Origin of the sequence: Variovorax sp. W2I14 (assembly GCF_050435205.1) — a bacterium.
Taxonomy (GTDB): Bacteria; Pseudomonadota; Gammaproteobacteria; order Burkholderiales; family Burkholderiaceae_C; genus Variovorax; species Variovorax paradoxus_C.
This window is the reverse complement of record NZ_JBNDJX010000001.1, coordinates 6,850,370-6,865,343: the sequence shown is the minus strand read 5'-3', so window position 1 is coordinate 6,865,343 and position 14,974 is coordinate 6,850,370. Positions and strand designations below refer to the sequence as shown.

14 protein-coding genes are annotated in these 14,974 nt (G+C 65.0%); 7 read left to right on the top strand and 7 right to left on the bottom strand.

Annotation, left to right across the window (positions count from 1 at the left end; all coding sequences use genetic code 11):
• Positions 1 to 126: 126 nt before the first annotated feature.
• Both QF040_RS31995 and QF040_RS31990 read right to left on the bottom strand, forming a co-directional pair.
• Positions 127 to 2,550, bottom strand: coding sequence for a DNA translocase FtsK (locus QF040_RS31995; RefSeq protein WP_429614267.1), 2,424 nt, complete (start codon positions 2,548 to 2,550; stop codon positions 127 to 129).
• 94 nt (positions 2,551 to 2,644) lie between these two features.
• On the bottom strand, positions 2,645 to 3,319 hold the full coding sequence (locus QF040_RS31990; protein ID WP_013539844.1) for a Crp/Fnr family transcriptional regulator: 675 nt from the start codon (positions 3,317 to 3,319) through the stop codon (positions 2,645 to 2,647).
• A 181-nt stretch (positions 3,320 to 3,500) separates the two neighbouring features.
• Between QF040_RS31990 and trxB the strand changes: the two genes are divergently transcribed.
• The 3 genes from trxB (at position 3,501) to rpmG (ending at position 5,061) form a co-directional block, all read left to right on the top strand.
• The gene (gene trxB, locus QF040_RS31985; protein WP_013539843.1) at positions 3,501 to 4,460 is read left to right on the top strand and encodes a thioredoxin-disulfide reductase; all 960 of its coding nucleotides are present in this window, start codon (positions 3,501 to 3,503) and stop codon (positions 4,458 to 4,460) included.
• A gap of 182 nt (positions 4,461 to 4,642) precedes the next feature.
• A complete protein-coding gene (gene rpmB, locus QF040_RS31980; protein WP_007830293.1) occupies positions 4,643 to 4,876 on the top strand; it encodes a 50S ribosomal protein L28 in 234 nt (77 codons plus the stop codon).
• Positions 4,877 to 4,887: 11 nt separating this feature from the next.
• Positions 4,888 to 5,061: a 50S ribosomal protein L33 gene (rpmG, locus tag QF040_RS31975; RefSeq protein WP_007830291.1), complete on the top strand. Its 174-nt coding sequence runs from the start codon at positions 4,888 to 4,890 to the stop codon at positions 5,059 to 5,061.
• A gap of 144 nt (positions 5,062 to 5,205) precedes the next feature.
• Here the strand turns inward: rpmG and QF040_RS31970 are convergent, their stop codons facing one another.
• The 3 genes from QF040_RS31970 to QF040_RS31960 all read right to left on the bottom strand — a co-directional run bounded on the left by QF040_RS31970 (position 5,206) and on the right by QF040_RS31960 (position 9,706).
• A complete protein-coding gene (locus tag QF040_RS31970; RefSeq protein WP_306880014.1) occupies positions 5,206 to 6,420 on the bottom strand; it encodes a DesA family fatty acid desaturase in 1,215 nt (404 codons plus the stop codon).
• A 132-nt stretch (positions 6,421 to 6,552) separates the two neighbouring features.
• Positions 6,553 to 7,824, bottom strand: coding sequence for an RsmB/NOP family class I SAM-dependent RNA methyltransferase (locus QF040_RS31965; protein WP_429614266.1), 1,272 nt, complete (start codon positions 7,822 to 7,824; stop codon positions 6,553 to 6,555).
• A gap of 28 nt (positions 7,825 to 7,852) precedes the next feature.
• Positions 7,853 to 9,706, bottom strand: a complete 1,854-nt coding sequence (locus QF040_RS31960; RefSeq protein WP_429614265.1) for a M48 family metalloprotease — start codon at positions 9,704 to 9,706, stop codon at positions 7,853 to 7,855.
• 51 nt (positions 9,707 to 9,757) lie between these two features.
• On the opposite strand from QF040_RS31960, the gene QF040_RS31955 reads away from it, so the two are divergent.
• Complete coding sequence (locus tag QF040_RS31955; protein ID WP_429614264.1) at positions 9,758 to 9,991, top strand: DUF1653 domain-containing protein; 234 nt, start codon at positions 9,758 to 9,760, stop codon at positions 9,989 to 9,991.
• Positions 9,992 to 10,011: 20 nt separating this feature from the next.
• On the opposite strand, the gene QF040_RS31950 is transcribed toward QF040_RS31955, so the two are convergent.
• Both QF040_RS31950 and purN read right to left on the bottom strand, forming a co-directional pair.
• The gene (locus QF040_RS31950) at positions 10,012 to 10,293 is read right to left on the bottom strand and encodes an I78 family peptidase inhibitor (protein ID WP_429614724.1); all 282 of its coding nucleotides are present in this window, start codon (positions 10,291 to 10,293) and stop codon (positions 10,012 to 10,014) included.
• A gap of 88 nt (positions 10,294 to 10,381) precedes the next feature.
• Positions 10,382 to 10,978: a phosphoribosylglycinamide formyltransferase gene (gene purN / locus QF040_RS31945; RefSeq protein WP_429614263.1), complete on the bottom strand. Its 597-nt coding sequence runs from the start codon at positions 10,976 to 10,978 to the stop codon at positions 10,382 to 10,384.
• Positions 10,979 to 11,209: 231 nt separating this feature from the next.
• On the opposite strand from purN, the gene QF040_RS31940 reads away from it, so the two are divergent.
• From QF040_RS31940 to QF040_RS31930, 3 genes are all read left to right on the top strand, one after another.
• Positions 11,210 to 12,391 (top strand): acyl-CoA dehydrogenase family protein, encoded by a 1,182-nt coding sequence (locus QF040_RS31940; RefSeq protein ID WP_429614262.1) that lies wholly within the window; start codon positions 11,210 to 11,212, stop codon positions 12,389 to 12,391.
• Positions 12,392 to 12,403: 12 nt separating this feature from the next.
• Positions 12,404 to 13,519, top strand: coding sequence for an acyl-CoA dehydrogenase family protein (locus QF040_RS31935; protein ID WP_429614261.1), 1,116 nt, complete (start codon positions 12,404 to 12,406; stop codon positions 13,517 to 13,519).
• Between the two features lie 82 nt (positions 13,520 to 13,601).
• Positions 13,602 to 14,966 carry an alpha/beta fold hydrolase gene (locus QF040_RS31930; RefSeq protein WP_429614260.1) on the top strand — a complete coding sequence of 455 codons (1,365 nt, stop codon included), beginning with the start codon at positions 13,602 to 13,604 and terminating at the stop codon, positions 14,964 to 14,966.
• The last annotated feature ends 8 nt before the right edge of the window (positions 14,967 to 14,974 follow it).

Genomic DNA, 14,974 nt, shown 5'->3' with positions numbered 1-14,974 from the left:
GGAGCTTTACCCTACGCGCCGCGAATTGCGGCAGTTGTAGGCGTGCATGAAGATTTGCAATTCCAATCGGCGCTTCTGCAAATTGGCTTTCAGCACGTAACCAATTGAGAACTCAAAGCCCTCGAATTACTCCACAGCGCGCGCCGGCACCAGGATCTCGCGCTGGCCGCTGCCGCTCATGGCGCTGACCAAGCCTGCTTTTTCCATGTCTTCGACCAGGCGCGCGGCGCGGTTGTAGCCGATCTTCAGGTGGCGCTGCACCAGCGAGATGCTGGCCTTGCGATTCTTGAGCACGACCTCGACCGCCTGGTCGTACATCGGATCTTTTTCCGCATCGCCGCCGCCGAGCAGGTCGCCGTCACCGTCGCCGTCGACGGTGCCGCCTTCGAGCACGCCCTCGATGTAGTCAGGCTCGCCCTGGCTCTTCAAGTAGGCCACCACGCGGTGCACTTCCTCGTCGCTCACGAAGGCGCCGTGCACGCGGATCGGCAAGCCGCTGCCGCTGGCCATGTAGAGCATGTCGCCCATGCCCAGCAGCGCTTCGGCGCCCATCTGGTCGAGGATGGTGCGGCTGTCGATCTTGGAGCCCACCGAGAACGCGATGCGCGTGGGGATGTTGGCCTTGATGAGGCCGGTGATCACGTCCACGCTGGGCCGCTGTGTGGCCAGGATCAGGTGGATGCCGGCGGCGCGCGCCTTCTGCGCGAGGCGGGCAATGAGCTCTTCGATCTTCTTGCCGACCACCATCATCAGGTCGGCCAGCTCGTCGATGATCACCACGATGTGCGGCTCGCGCTTGAGCGGCTCCGGATCGTCGGGCGTGAGGCTGAAGGGGTTGTAGATGAACTCCTCGCGCGCCTTGGCCTCGTCGATCTTGGTGTTGTAGCCGGCCAGGTTGCGCACGCCGAGCTTGCTCATGAGCTTGTAGCGGCGCTCCATCTCGGCCACGCACCAGTTCAGGCCGTGCGCAGCCTGGCGCATGTCGGTGACGACGGGCGCCAGCAGATGCGGAATGCCTTCGTAGACCGACATTTCGAGCATCTTCGGGTCGATCATCAAGAGCCGGACGTCGCGCGCCTCGGCCTTGTAGAGCAGCGAAAGAATCATCGCGTTGATACCGACCGACTTGCCCGAGCCGGTCGTACCGGCCACCAGCACGTGCGGCATCTTCGCAAGGTCGGCCACCACGGGGTTGCCGATGATGTCCTTGCCGAGGCCCATGGTGAGCATCGACTTGCCTTCGTTGTAGACCTGCGAACCCAGGATTTCGCTGAGCTTGATCGACTGGCGCTTGGCGTTCGGCAACTCGAGCGCCATGTAGTTCTTGCCCGGGATGGTCTCGACCACGCGGATCGACACCAGCGAGAGCGAACGCGCGAGGTCCTTGGCGAGGCCCAGGATCTGCGAGCCCTTGACGCCGGTGGCGGGCTCGATTTCGTAGCGCGTGATCACCGGGCCGGGCGAGGCGAGCACCACGCGCACTTCGACACCGAAGTCCTTGAGCTTCTTCTCGATCATTCGCGAGGTCATCTCGAGCGTGTCGGCGGAGACGGTTTCCTGGCGCACGAGCGCCGCGTCGAGCAGGTCGACCTGCGGCAACTTGCTGTCGGGGAGCTCCTTGAAGAGCGGCTTCTGGCGCTCCTTGACGACGCGATCGCTTCGGGGCACTTCGGTCATGGCGGGCTCGATCTGGACCGGCGGCGACGGTGGGCGGCGCTTGGGACGCGGCTCGATGAGGATCTCTTCGTCGTCGGGGAAATCGGAGGTCATGGAAGGCCCACTGCTCTTGCCGCCCGGATCGTCGCGCGTGAATGAAGGCTCGTCGGCTTCGGCGCGCTCGCGGGCGGCCTGCTTGCCCATGGCGATGTCGGCGGCCATTTCGCGCTTTTCTCGGCGCGACTCGAAGAGCGAATAGGCGCGGGCCCCGATGCGCTCGGCAATCAGGCTCCACGAGAAACGGAAGACCAGCGCCGAGCCGATCACGCCGCCGGCAATGGCGACCAGCGCCGAGCCGGTGAAGCCCATCCATCGCACGCTGGCCGGCCCCACGAGATAGCCGAGCGCACCGCCGCCCGAACCCGGCAGGTGAGATTCGAGCCGGTACAGGCGCGACCATTCGAGCATGGTGCTCGCGCACAGCAGCAGGATGAGGCCGAACCAGAACGCAAGGCGGCTGCGATTGAAGCGGCCGCGAGGTGGCTGCTCGGCCGGTGCGGCTTCACCGCCGCGCAGCCAGTTGGCCAGCGAAGACAACCAGGCACGCAGGCCGGCTGCGAGGCACCACCAGACGGAGTAGCCGGCCGCGTAGTAGCTGCCGTCGGCCAGCCAGGCGCCGATGCGGCCGCCCCAGTTCTTGATTTCGCCGCCGGTGCCCGAGGTCGACCAGGCCGCGTCGGAAGGCGTGAAGCTCAGCATCGCGAGCAGCCAGAACAACAGCGCCGCGAATCCGGCGATCAGCGTGATCTCGTGGGCGAAGCGCATGGCGCGCACGCGCACGGGTTGCCCATCGGCAGCGGAAGAAGATTGAAGCGTATTGAGCGAATAGGTCATGAAAAACACGGCACCCGGCCCTGGAAATCGGAGGCCGGACGCCCGAACACTACAACAAAAGGCCGGCGCCGCCAGAGGCGCCCGGCCCGGAGGCTCAGGTGAGCGTCAACAGCCGTTCCTTGACGATCATCGCGCCGTCGTCCAAGGTTTGAACGAAGCCGCGCTCTTCCAGATCCTTCATCACGCGGCTCACCATTTCGCGCGAGGCGCCGACCATCTTTGCCAAATCCTGGCGGGAAATCTTGTCGCGCACCTTGAGATTACCGGCGCCGTCATCGACGGCGAATTCGAGCAGCGAGCGGGCCACGCGGCCGTACACATCCATCAGCGCCAGCGACTCGATCTTCCGGTCGGCGTGGCGCAGGCGCTGCACCAGGCCGCGCATGATGTTGTAGGCCATCGAGGAGTTCTCGGGCAGGCAGCGCGCAAACGCATCGCGGCCGAGCATGAGGACGTCGCACTGGATTTCGGTGCGCACGGTGGCCGAGTGCGGCTCGTCGTCGATCAGGCTCATTTCGCCGAGATAGTCGCCGGGATGCAGCGTGGCCAGGATGACCTCGCGGCCCCGACTGTCGGCACTGGTCACGCGGGCGCGTCCGGTGAGGATGATGTAGAGCGCATCGGACTTCTTGCCCTGTTCCACGACGACTTCGGCGCGCTTGAAGCGCTTTTTGATGATCGCATCCGCGATGCTTGCGGACTGCGTGGCCGTCAACGACGCGAACAAAGGAACGCGCCGAAGCAATTCAAGGTTGGACAGCATCGACATTTATCAATCCCTGAGACAGCGCGCGGAGTTGGTCCAGAAGGCAAGCCAATGGATTACTACAATCGCGCGCATTGAAAACACCGTGCACCCGGTGTTGAACCGGGCGGTGATACTCCATATATATCGCTACCACCCTGAAAATGTACACGCTGATGCAGCGTATATCCTAGGCTTTCCATCCATGTCCGCTCCCCAACACGCCAAGGTTTTGATTCTCGGCTCCGGCCCTGCCGGCTATACCGCAGCCGTCTATGCAGCCCGCGCAAATCTTCAGCCCTTGCTCATCACGGGCATTGCCCAGGGCGGGCAATTGATGACCACCACCGAGGTCGACAACTGGCCGGCCGACGTGCATGGCGTGCAGGGCCCGGAGTTGATGCAGCGCTTTCTGGAGCATGCCGAACGGTTCAAGACGCAGATCGTTTTCGATCACATCAACAAGGTCGACCTGAGCAAGCGCCCATTCACCCTGACCGGTGACAGCGGCACCTACACCTGCGATTCGCTGATCATCGCAACAGGCGCATCCGCCAAATACCTGGGCCTCGATTCCGAAGAGAAGTTCATGGGCCGCGGCGTCTCCGCTTGCGCAACCTGCGACGGCTTTTTCTACCGCGAGCAGGAAGTCTGCGTGATCGGCGGTGGCAACACGGCTGTCGAGGAAGCGCTGTACCTGGCCAACATCGCCAACAAGGTCACGCTGGTGCACCGCCGCGACAAGTTCCGCGCCGAGCCGATCCTGATCGACAAGGTCAAGGAAAAGGTCGCCGAAGGCAAGATCGTGCTGAAGCTGCACAACGAGCTCGACGAGGTGCTGGGCGACGGCACCGGTGTGACCGGCATCCGCATCAAGAACACACAGACCGGCGAGACCGAGCAGATCGATCTCAAGGGCTGCTTCATCGCCATCGGGCACCACCCCAACACCGACATCTTCCAGGGCCAACTGGAGATGAAGGACAACTACATCCTGACCCGCTCGGGCCTGCAGGGCTTTGCGACGATGACCAGCATTCCGGGCGTCTTCGCCGCGGGCGACGTGCAGGACAACGTCTATCGCCAGGCCATCACAAGCGCAGGTACGGGCTGCATGGCGGCGCTGGACGCTCAGCGCTTCCTTGAGCAGGACGGCACGCTCTAAATCCGGGGCAGCCCAAAAGGGCTATAATCCGAGGCTTTGCCGAAACAGGGCCCTCTCACGGGGGCTCAAAGCATTCAGGCAAAGCCGGGGTACCGCCACCCGTTTCTGGCGAGGTCAAGCTGCAAAACACCTGCAATCGCCACGATTGCGCCGGTGCCAGCTGTTCAAGAAAGAGTGTCCACATGGCACGCGTATGCGACGTAACGGGCAAAGGCCCGATGGTCGGAAACAACGTTTCCCACGCCAACAACAAAACCAAGCGCCGGTTCCTGCCGAACCTGCAATACCGCCGTTTCTGGGTCGAGACTGAAAACCGCTGGGTTCGCCTGCGCGTTTCGAGCGCTGCACTGCGCTTGATCGACAAGAACGGTATCGACGCCGTGCTCGCAGACCTGCGCGCACGCGGCCAAGCTTAAGGAGCTGAATCATGGCAACGAGCAAAGGCGGACGCGAAAAGATCAAGCTGGAATCCACCGCGGGTACCGGCCACTTCTACACGACCAGCAAGAACAAGAAGACGATGCCTGAAAAGATGTCGATCATGAAGTTCGACCCGAAGGCGCGCAAGCACGTCGAATACAAGGAAATCAAGCTGAAGTAATTCAGCTCTGGTTTTCCAAACAAAGAACCCGCTGCTTACCCAGCGGGTTTTTTGTTGCCTGTCGTTCCGACGCTTGCTTGAGAGTAGGCGCAAAAAAACCGGCCTCAGGCCGGTTTTTATTGAAGTGCAGGATGCTCTGCTCGCTCAAGCGCGAGCTGAACGCAGGCGCGTAGAGAACTCGCGCAGACCAGCAATGCCGCTCGCTTCCGCGCGGTGGCACCAAGCCGCAAGGTCGGCCGCCAGCTGCTCGCGCGACTGCGAGGTGTTCAGCCAGAGTTGGCGCAGCTCTTCGCGCATCGTCACCATCTTGTCGAGCACCGGATGGGCTGCGCGCGCCTGAACGATATGCGTGCGGGCCGAGGCGGGCACCTTGTCGTCGTCGCGGTGCAGCCAGCGCTTGGCCGCCTTGAGCACCGACAGGTCAGCACCCTTGGTCTTCAACTGAGCCAGTTCTTCACTGGTAGCACGGCGCATTTCGCGCGCATAGCCAGCCATGACTTCGTAGCGATTGGCGATGACAGCTTCGAGCGTCTTCTCGTTGGCCACGGGCTGGATATCGCCCATCTGCATCTTCGGCGGAACCTTCTTGACCTTGGCCCAGCCGATGGCCTGCATTGCCTGGATGTAGATCCAACCAATGTCGAATTCGTACTTCTTGACCGAGAACTTGGCCGACGTCGGGTAGGTGTGGTGGTTGTTGTGCAGCTCTTCGCCACCGATGATCAGACCCCAGGGCATGATGTTGCGGCTGGCATCGGGTGCCTCGAAGTTGCGGTAACCCCAATAATGGCCGATGCCGTTGATGATACCGGCGGCGGTAATCGGGATCCAGAGCATCTGGACCGCCCAGACCGCCATGCCGAGCGTACCGAACAGCGCCAGATTGATCACCAGCATCAGGCCCACGCCTTGCCAGCTGTAGCGCGAATAGAGGTTGCGTTCAATCCAGTCATCGGGCGTGCCGTGGCCGTAGCGATCGATCGTGTCCTTGTTCTTCGATTCCTTGCGATACAGCTCCGCGCCGCGCCAGAGCACTTCGTCGATGCCCTTGACCTGCGGGCTGTGCGGGTCTTCCTGGGTTTCGCACTTGGCGTGGTGCTTGCGGTGAATGGCAACCCATTCCTTGGTCACCATGCCGGTGCCGAGCCACAGCCAGAAGCGGAAGAAATGCGAGGGGATCGGGCCCAGATCCATGGCCCGGTGCGTTTGCGTGCGGTGCAGGAAAATCGTGACCGCGGCAATCGTGATGTGCGTGGTGACGAGCGTGTACAGCACGACTTGCCACCATGTGAGGTCCCACAAGCCGTGTCCGAGCCATTGGATGGCCGCATTGAGAACGGCAGAGTCAGGAAGCAACATTGATTCAGGTACTCCATAGCCACACGAAGGTGCAGCCTTAAGCTAACCCGCGATTTTAAAGGGGCTGGCCCAAAACAAGGCCGTTTACCCTTCAAGAAAATCGCTGATTAACCCTAGTTTGGAGTCCCACCCCTATTTGCGGTTCCACACGGCAGCGAAGAAACCGTCGGTCGAATGGCGATGCGGCCACAGGCGCAGATAGCGCCTGCCGTCCGCCCCGCCGGCGCAAAGCGCCTCGAAACCCTCCACTTTGAGCCCCTGCAGCAGTTCCGCGGCGTCCACGGGCTCGAAATCGGGATTCGCGGCACCAAAAGCCTCGGCGATGGCCTCGTTTTCTTCCGGCAGTACGCTGCAGGTGGCGTAAACCAGCCGGCCGCCCGACTTCACAAGCCGCGCCGCGCTTTGCAGGATGGCCGTCTGCTTGACCGTTAATTCCTCCACCGATTTGGGCGACTGGCGCCATTTCAGGTCCGGATTGCGCCGCAGCGTGCCGAGCCCCGAGCACGGCGCGTCGACCAGCACCCGGTCGATCTTGCCTGCCAGCCGCTTGATCCGGTCGTCCCGTTCATGCGCGATGGCAGCTGGGTGAACGTTCGACAGCTTGCTGCGCGCCAGCCGTGGCTTGAGCGCATCGAGCCGGTGCGCCGAGGTATCGAAGGCATAGAGACGCCCTGTATTCCGCATCGTGGCACCGATGGCCAGAGTCTTGCCCCCCGCACCGGCGCAGAAATCGACCACCATCTCGCCGCGCTTGGCGTCCAGCAGCAGAGCGAGAAGCTGCGATCCTTCATCCTGCACTTCGACGGCACCGCGAGCGAACGCATCCAGCTTGGTCAGCGCCGGCTTGCCTTCGATGCGCAAGCCCCAGGGCGAGAACGGCGTCACTTCAGATTTGATAGCAGCCTTCGCAAGCTCCGCCTTCACCTCCGTCCGTTTGTCAGTCAGTGCGTTGACGCGCAGATCAAGCGGCGCCGGCTGCTGCAGACTCTCGACCAGCGGCCAGAACCCGTCGCCGAGTTGGGCCTTGAGCGGCGCCACCAGCCACTCGGGCAGGTTGTGGCGATGGCGCTCCAGCAGGTCTTCCGGCTTGACTGCATCGCAGTTGTCGAGCCAGCGCTTCTCGGTGTCGTTGAGCGCGCTCTTCAGGAAGTCGCGTGGCCCATGGAAGCCGAGGATCGCCATGCGGCGCTCCTTCGACCCGCTGCCCGAAGGCGAGAGGTGGTCGAACAGCAGCTTCTTGCGAAGCACGGTGTAGACGGTCTCGGCCAGCGTGGCGCGCTCGCGCGGGCCGAACTCGCGGTGGTCGCGAAAGAAGCGGGAAACGACCTGGTCGGCCGGGTGATCGAATTTCAGGACAAGGCCCACCAGATCGGCGGTGGCCTCCAACAGGGCTTTGGGGTGCATCCCCCGATTGTCTCAGGCGCCCGCTGTGCTACGCCTCGCGCGTCCAGACCGCCCCAAAAGCGTGCTGCTCGATGTCCGCCAGCGTGGGCGAATGCCCAGCCCAGAGCACCAGCGCGGCGCCCGGCAGCGTCAGCGTCTGTTCCAGCTGACGGCACAGCTGCCAGCGGTCGTCGTCGTCCAGCCCCGGCAGTTCGACGAACACGATATAGGCGCGGCGCCACGGGAATTCGCGCAGGTTCTTGCGCACCAGCCAGGCCCGCGACGCGGGGAGGCAGCGAACGAAATCCGCCTTCAATTCACCCAGTTCGTGGTCGTTCAGGTCGTGCCGTCCGATCTGGCTGAAGAACGGCGTCTCGGTGATTTCCTCCCAGGCGCGCGCCTCGGCCTCCTCCGCCTCCTTGAGCCTGCCGCGCCACAGCTTCAACGCCTCCTCGTCATGAGGTCCGGCGTCGGGCTCTTCCAGCGAAGCGACGGCGTTCTTGGCGGCCCACCAGCGGCTGGCGGCGCCCGACTGGTGCAGCCGCTCGAGCACCGCGAGCCGGCCGGCACGGTCGCTCACGGGCAGCATCTGGACCAGCCCGCGCAACGCACCCGGGTGCTCCGGCGCGATGCGCAGCGCGCTCTCGTAGCGCACGCGCACAGGTGCCGCCGGATCGAGCCGGCGCTCGGAATCGGCCCACTCGACCATCTCGTCGGGCGTGTTGCGTTCGCCCCGTGCCGCCAGCACCGCGATGCGCTCGCGGATGCGCGCCCGATGCGCGTGGTGCTGCTTCCAGTCGCTGGCGTGGGCGCGGCGCCACTGGTTGTCGAAATGCCCGATCCATTTCGCGCTGTCGGCCAGCAGGTCGAGCGCCGGCCGCTCCGACCACGGCGGCAGGACCGCCTTCTGGCCCAGCGCTTCCAGCCGGTCGCGCAGCACCGGATGCGTGTCGTCCAGGTCGCTGACGCGGCGCATCGCCTCGCGCAGCGCCTGGCGGGCGAAATCGTCGCTCGGCGGCACGTGGGCGAACTTGCGCAGGGCAGCAAAGGGCCCCGGGGCCTGCGGCTCCAGTTCGGCGCGAGCCCAGTGCGCGGGCCAGAACTCGTTGGCGTACCAATTGCCCTTGATCGCGATCTCGGTCAGCGCGGTGGCCGCCACCGCGGTGCCCAGCAGCCGGCCCGAGATGCGGTCGGCCTCGTACTCGTCCTGCCGGGCCAGCGCGAACGTCTTCGCCGCGAAGCGCGGGAAATACCAGCGGAAAAAGGCGTGCGACACCAGCGCCATCACGCCTTCGTCGCTCTGCAGGCTCGCGTCCAGCTTGAGCCAGGAAAGCCGCGTGCGGTAGATCCAGGCACTCAGCTTGCCGTGGTTGCCGCGCAAGTGGCCGTACTCATGCGCCAGCACCGACAGCAGTCGCTGCCGGTTCAGCATCATCAAAAGAGGCAGACCGATGCTCAGCGAATTGACTGCGCCGCCGAACAGCCCGAATCGCGGCACCTGGCGAATGCTGGCGTTGAAATCGTCGTCCAGGTAGACGCGGTGGACCGGCGGGCCCTTGATCTTGCTGCGGATGCGGTCCAGCGCCTCGAAGAGCGCCGGCGCATCCTCCCGAAAGAGTTCCTTGCCCTCCGGCTCGTCGAAGCGCACCCAGAGTGCACGCACCGTGGCCCAGAGCAGCCCCAGCGCAAAAACCAGCAGCCAGCCGCGCGACACGCTGAAGCGCTCGCGCCCAAGCGACGAAACCACCCAGGCGATGATGCCCACCGAGAGCCCGAGGCAGCCCAGCACCCAGAGATAGCCGAGCGCGGCAAACGCCGCCACGCCGCGCCGGTAGCGCGCGCTGTTGTCGGCACTGGCATGCTCGCTCAGTCGAACCAGGTGAACAAAATCCGCGCGATCCATTCGACTCCCGTCAAATCAAGCACCGACCGTTTTTGAAGAAAGAAGCTCCCGTTGAACGACGACAACCTGCCACCCCTGATCGAACCGCCTCCAGGCCGCTACCGCCACTACAAGGGCGGTGAATACGAAGTCCTGGGCACCGTGCGACACAGCGAAACCCTGGAGCCCATGACGCTGTATCGCGCGCTTTACGGGGCTCAAGGCCTCTGGGTCCGCCCCGCGGCAATGTTCGGCGAAACGATCGAGATCGGCGGCGTGGTGCAGCGCAGGTTCGCGCCGATCTAGCCGGGCTGGCGGGACACGGGTCAGCCGCAGCCAACCGCGGTCACGCGGTTGCGCGCATCGACGTGGAGGTTGAGCCGCCCGCCGTTGAATTCCATGGTGACTGCCTCGCCCGGCTTCAGCGTGCGGACGATCCCCGCGCCGGACCGGGCGCGGGCCGCGGCTTCCAGCTGCGGCGTCAAAGGCTGCCCGACGGCGAACTTGGCGCTATCGGCATTGCATTGATAGACCGGCTCCGTCCGCGCAGCGGGCGCCGGAGCGGGGGCAGGTGCGGGTGCCGGTGTCGGCGCTGCACAGCCCGCCACGAGAGCGGCGCCAGCGACAGTCGCCAGCAGGTTTGGGTATCTATTCCTCACTTCGAACTCCCCCGAAAACCTGCCAATATAAACAAAATTAACGAATGTGACTCGATGTATCCGCAAGCCATCCGGCAATGGCGCGTGGATACAACTGATGCTCCTGCGCCAGCACCCTGCCCGCCAGCGTGGCGGCGGTGTCGTCGGGCAGCACGGGCACCACGGCCTGCGCGAGGATCGGCCCGTGGTCGAGTTCGGTGGTGACCTGGTGCACGGTCACACCGGCCACCTTGCAGCCCGCATCGATGGCGCGCTGATGGGTATGGAGCCCCGGAAAAGCCGGCAGCAGCGAAGGATGGATGTTCACCAGCCGACCTGCATAACGCCCGACGAAGCCCGGCGTCAGGATGCGCATGAACCCTGCCAGCACGACCAGCGCCGGCGAATACGCGTCGACAACCTTCGCCAGTGCCTCGTCAAAGGCCTCGCGTGTCGGAAATTCCTTGTGCGGCACGACTTCGGCGGCAATGCCGTGCGACCTGGCGAGCGCCAACCCTCCGGCGTCGGCCTTGTTGCTGACGACAGCCGCAATGCGTGCGCCGAAGCGCTCGGCCCAGCGGTCGCGGTCGGCGGCACGCACGATGGCCGCCATGTTGGAGCCGCCGCCGGAAATGAGGATCACGATGTTCTTCATGGGAGGGCGGGATTATCCGTGTACGGCGGCCGCCGCCGGGCCGCCCCAAGGCGAGCCGGCCTCCCCCTCGGGGGGCGGCGAACTACACATAGCGAAGCGAAGTGAAAAGCCGGGGGCACATGTCCGGCTTGTCGCAACGCGGACACCGGATCACAGCACGACCGTGCTAAAACTCGAAGCTCCGGAGACACACCGCGTCTGCGGTGGACCGATCAACACAGCGAGGCACGCATGGATTTGAGCTTCACACCCGAAGAACAGAAGTTCCGCGAAGAAGTTCGCGCATGGGTCAAGGACAACCTCCCCCAGGAGATTTCGCACAAGGTGCACAACGCGCTCGAACTCACGCGCGACGATCTGCAAGGCTGGGCCAAGATCCTCGGAAAGAAGGGCTGGCTGGGCTACGGATGGCCCACCGAATTCGGCGGTCCCGGCTGGACCGCCATCCAGCGCCACCTCTTCGAGGAGGAAACCGCCCTCGCCGGCGCGCCGCGCATCGTGCCCTTCGGCCCCGTGATGGTCGCCCCGGTGATCATGGCCTTCGGCAACGCCGAGCAGCAAAAGCGCTTTCTCCCCGGCATCGCCAGCGGCGAAGTCTGGTGGAGCCAGGGCTACAGCGAACCCGGTTCGGGCTCCGACTTGGCCTCGGTCAAGACCAAGGCCGAGCGCAAGGGCGACAAGTACATCGTCAACGGCCAGAAGACCTGGACCACGCTCGGCCAATACGGCGACTGGATGTTCAACCTCGTGCGCACCAGCAACGAAGGCAAGCCGCAGACCGGCATCAGCTTCCTCTTGCTCGACATGAAGTCGCCCGGCGTCACGGTGCGCCCGATCAAGCTGCTCGATGGCGGCCATGAAGTCAACGAAGTGTTCTTCGACAACGTCGAAGTGCCCGCCGAGAACCTGATCGGCGAGGAGAACAAGGGCTGGACCTACGCCAAGCACCTGCTCTCGCACGAGCGCACCAACATCGCCGACGTGAACCGCGCCAAGCGCGAGCTCGAGCGCCTCAAGCGCATCGCCAAGAGCGAAGGCGTCTACGACGACATGCGCTTCCGCGACGAAATCGCCAAGCTCGAGGTCGACATCGTCGCGCTCGAGATGATGGTGCTGCGCGTGCTCTCGGCCGCCACCTCGGGCAAGAACTCGCTCGACGTCGCGGGCCTGCTCAAGATCCGCGGCAGCGAGATCCAGCAGCGCTACAGCGAACTGATGATGCTGGCCGGCGGCCCGTACTCGCTGCCGCTCATCCGCGAAGCCATGGAAGCCGGCTGGCAAGGCAACTTCCCGGGCGGGAATCCGGCGCTCGCACCGCTCGCATCGACCTTCTTCAACATGCGCAAGACCACGATCTACGGTGGCAGCAATGAAGTGCAACGCAACATCGTCGCGCAGACGGTCCTGGGCTGAGGAGACAAGAACATGGATTTCAATTTCACCGACGACCAGGAACAGCTGCGCGACGCCGTCCGCAAGTGGGTCGACAAGGGCTATGACTTCGAGCGCCGCCGCGGCATCGAGGCCAAGGGCGGCTTCTCGCGCGAAGCGTGGGACGAACTGGCCGAGCTGGGCCTGGGCGGCCTCTACATCGCCGAAGACGACGGCGGCCTGGGCATGGGCCCGGTGGCCGGCATGGTCGTGATGGAAGAACTGGGCCGCGGCATCGTGCTGGAGCCCTTCGCGCAGACGCTGATCGCCGGCGCGGTGCTCAGCGGCTACGCCGATGCGGGCACCAAGGACAACTGGCTGCCGCGCATCGCCGGCGGCCAGGCCATCGTGGTGCTGGCCTACCAGGAGCGCAAGGCCCGCTACCGCCTCGACGTGTGCGAAGCCACGGCCGCCAAGTCGGGCAGCGGCTACTCGCTGACCGGCGCCAAGAGCGTGGTACCCGTGGGTGACGAAGCCGATGCGTACATCGTTCCGGCGAAGGTGGACGGCAAGATCGCCCTCTTCCTGGTCGAGCGCAGCGCCAGCGGCGTGGAAGCCCGCGGCTACGGTACGCAGGACGGCGGCCGCGCAGCCGAGGTCGTGTTCGACAAGGCCCACGCCACGCTGGTCACGGCCGATGGCCTGGCCGCGCTGGAATACGCGGTCGACGTCGGCATCGCCGCCACCTGCGCCGAAGCGGTCGGCGTGATGGACAAGACCGTGGCCCTCACGGTCGACTACATGAACCAGCGCAAGCAGTTCGGCGTGACCATCTCCACCTTCCAGGCGCTGCGCCACCGCGTCGCCGACATGAAGATGCAGCTGGAACTCGCGCGCTCGATGAGCTACTACGCGACGCTCAAGCTCAACGCCCCCGCCGACGAACGTCACCAGGCGCTGGCGCGCGCCAAGTACCAGCTGGGCACGTCGATGCGCTACGTGGCCGCCAACTCGGTGCAGCTGCACGGCGGCATCGGGGTGACCGACGAATACATCGGCAGCCACTACTTCCGCAAGCTCACGCAGCTGGAGATGACCTTCGGCGACACGCTGCACCACCTGGGCGAAGTGTCGGCACGCATGCAGGACACGGCCGGCGTCTTCGCCTGACAGCCGTTTTCCCATAGCATCCAACGCCCGCCCGCCTTGCGCCGGCGGGCGTTTTCACTTGGAACCCCGCCGGAAACGAAACATGCAATCACGCCGCACCATCCTCGCACTGCCCCTTACTTTTGGGCTCGCATCGACCGCCATGCTGACCGCCTGCGCCACCGCGCCCTCGCCTTCGTTCACCGAACGCCCGCCGATCGTCTTCATGCACGGCAACGGCGATTCGGCGGCGCTCTGGCAAACCACGATCTGGCGCTTCGAATCGAACGGCTGGCCGCGCGACCGGCTCTTTGCGGTCGACCAGCCGAACCCACTCGCTCGCGACGACGACGCGGTCGCCCAGCCCGGCCGCAGCTCGACCAAGGATTCGGCCGTCTTCCTGAAGGCCGAAGTCGACAAGGTGCTCAAGGCCACGGGCGCCAGCAAGGTCGTGCTGATCGGCAACTCGCGCGGCGGCAACACGATCCGCAACTACGTGCAGAACGGCGGCGGCGCAGCCGTGGTGAGCCATGTGGTGCTGGGCGGCAATCCGGCGCATGGCATCTGGGCGGTGAAGGGCCTCCGCGAGAACAACGAGTTCTCGGGCCTCTCGGGCTTCATGCAGCAGCTCAATGCGCCCAAGGGCTCGAACGGCGACGAGGTCACGCCTGGCGTGAAGTGGCTCACCCTGCGCTCGGACAACAACGACAAGTACGCGCAGCCCGACGGCGTGTGGATCGGCGCACCAGGCAAGCCGACCAACATCGGCTTCGACGGGCCGGCGCTCAAGGGCGCGACCAATGTCGTGCTGCCGCGCGTGGATCACCGCGAGACCTCGTTCTCGCCCGCTGCGTTTGCCGCGACGTGGCAGTTCCTGACCGGCCAGGCGCCGCGCAGCACGGCGGTGGCGGCCGAGACCAACGTCGTTCTCGACGGCCGCGCGATCGGCGCGGAGAACCTTTCGCTGAATGGCGGGCAACTCCGCGTCTACGCCGTCGACCCGGCCACGGGCGTGCGGCAGGGCGATGCGGTGCACAGCAAGAACATCGGTGCCGACGGCCGCTGGGGCCCGTTCAGTGCGCGCGGCGGCACGGCTTACGAGTTCGTCTTGAGCGCACCCGGCTACGGCACCACGCACATCTACCGCAGCCCGTTTCCGCGCAGCAGCGGGGTCGTGAACCTGCGCCCCGAGCGCACCACGCCCGGCGACGGCAGCGCCAATGTGGTCGTGGTCTTCACGCGCCCGCGCGGGTATTTCGATGCGGAGCGCGACACGATGCGCTTCGACGGACAAAGCCTGCCGGCCGGCGTGCCGCCCAAGGGCTCGGGCGTGTCGAGTTCCAGGCTGCGCATCGCCGCGAGCGAGCCGCAGCGCGCGGTCACTGGTGAATTCAACGGCGAGCGCATCACCGGCCTGACCTGGCCGGCGGTGAAGGAGCATGTGACGGTGCTCGAACTGACCTATTGAGGATCACG

Excerpts from the sequence above, each read along its gene's own strand:
- QF040_RS31995 (WP_429614267.1), bottom strand. The coding sequence starts at position 2,550 with ATGACCTATTCGCTCAATACGCTTCAATCTTCTTCCGCTGCCGATGGG.
- QF040_RS31990 (WP_013539844.1), bottom strand. The coding sequence starts at position 3,319 with ATGTCGATGCTGTCCAACCTTGAATTGCTTCGGCGCGTTCCTTTGTTC.
- QF040_RS31960 (WP_429614265.1), bottom strand. The coding sequence starts at position 9,706 with ATGGATCGCGCGGATTTTGTTCACCTGGTTCGACTGAGCGAGCATGCC.
- rpmG (WP_007830291.1), top strand. The coding sequence starts at position 4,888 with ATGGCAACGAGCAAAGGCGGACGCGAAAAGATCAAGCTGGAATCCACC.
- rpmB (WP_007830293.1), top strand. The coding sequence starts at position 4,643 with ATGGCACGCGTATGCGACGTAACGGGCAAAGGCCCGATGGTCGGAAAC.
- trxB (WP_013539843.1), top strand. The coding sequence starts at position 3,501 with ATGTCCGCTCCCCAACACGCCAAGGTTTTGATTCTCGGCTCCGGCCCT.
- QF040_RS31940 (WP_429614262.1), top strand. The coding sequence starts at position 11,210 with ATGGATTTGAGCTTCACACCCGAAGAACAGAAGTTCCGCGAAGAAGTT.
- QF040_RS31970 (WP_306880014.1), bottom strand. The coding sequence starts at position 6,420 with ATGTTGCTTCCTGACTCTGCCGTTCTCAATGCGGCCATCCAATGGCTC.
- QF040_RS31935 (WP_429614261.1), top strand. The coding sequence starts at position 12,404 with ATGGATTTCAATTTCACCGACGACCAGGAACAGCTGCGCGACGCCGTC.
- QF040_RS31965 (WP_429614266.1), bottom strand. The coding sequence starts at position 7,824 with ATGCACCCCAAAGCCCTGTTGGAGGCCACCGCCGATCTGGTGGGCCTT.
- purN (WP_429614263.1), bottom strand. The coding sequence starts at position 10,978 with ATGAAGAACATCGTGATCCTCATTTCCGGCGGCGGCTCCAACATGGCG.
- QF040_RS31930 (WP_429614260.1), top strand. The coding sequence starts at position 13,602 with ATGCAATCACGCCGCACCATCCTCGCACTGCCCCTTACTTTTGGGCTC.